Here is a 285-nt window from a genome sequence, read left to right on the forward strand (position 1 = left end):
TTAACAATCCGGGAACTTCGACCTCGACGGCCTGTAGGTTCCCTGCAGCGAGGAGAAAGCCCGCTGCGGCAATCCAACTCACGGTGCGTTTCATGTGATTAACGCCTGAGGTTATCGTTTGCCCACGAAACAGCCTGAGTTCGGTTTTTAACAGCTATCTTCTTGAAAAGATTATAAAGGTGCGTCTTTACTGTATTTTCGCTGATAAATAACGAACGGGCGATTTCAATATTTGAAGCACCAATGCGTAATTTGTTCAGGATCTCTTTCTCACGGTGTGTGAGG

The 285-nt window shown here is 46.3% G+C and carries 1 protein-coding gene and 1 pseudogene; both read right to left on the minus strand.

Annotated features, from left to right (window positions below):
• Positions 1-94: pseudogene (locus C5687_RS24465) on the minus strand (curli production assembly/transport protein CsgE); the annotation flags it as partial.
• A gap of 4 nt (positions 95-98) precedes the next feature.
• Positions 99-285, minus strand: a 187-nt coding sequence (locus tag C5687_RS24470; protein WP_238380525.1) for a LuxR C-terminal-related transcriptional regulator, incomplete at its 5' end; no start/stop codon positions are given.

This window comes from Enterobacter sichuanensis (assembly GCF_002939185.1).
GTDB lineage: Bacteria > Pseudomonadota > Gammaproteobacteria > Enterobacterales > Enterobacteriaceae > Enterobacter > Enterobacter sichuanensis.